The sequence below is a fragment of the Nonomuraea sp. NPDC048916 genome (genome assembly GCF_040649575.1).
Lineage (GTDB): Bacteria > Actinomycetota > Actinomycetes > Streptosporangiales > Streptosporangiaceae > Nonomuraea.
In genome coordinates, this window is record NZ_JBEZFS010000221.1 from 1 (window position 1) to 461 (window position 461).

Genomic DNA, 461 nt, shown 5'->3' on the forward strand with positions numbered 1-461 from the left:
CGGTTCCTTGCCGGGGACGTACGTGGTCAGGAAGGCGACCCGGGTGCCGGGCTCGGCCGTCACCGGCACGGGGTCGCGCGCGACGAGCGTGGCGTGCGCGATGGAGACCACGTTGACCAGCATGAACAGCTCGATCAGAGCGATCGACACCAGCATCACGGTGTCGGCGACGACCAGCCAGCGCTCGCCGTTCTCCCGCTCGGTCCAGTGCGTGGGCCAGACCAGGTAGAGCAGCAGGATGCCCGTGAGCACCGGGGCGAGCGTCATCAGCAGGACGGCTCTTATTCGGTGCTTCTCCGTCGAGAGCAGGCTCTTGTACCGCACCCGGTACCCCGTCGGATCCGGCTCCGTGAGCGGACCCGCGAGCCGGCTGTAGGTGTCGTAGTCGTAGCCCTCCGACCGCACCGTGCCTCCCACTGTCGAACGGGTTGATATCCCCACAGAAGGGGACAGCTAACGGC

The 461-nt window shown here is 67.5% G+C and carries 1 pseudogene; it reads right to left on the reverse strand.

From position 1 onward, the window contains the following. Positions 1–405: pseudogene (locus AB0C16_RS40545) on the reverse strand (glycosyl transferase); the annotation flags it as partial. Positions 406–461: the final 56 nt, after the last annotated feature.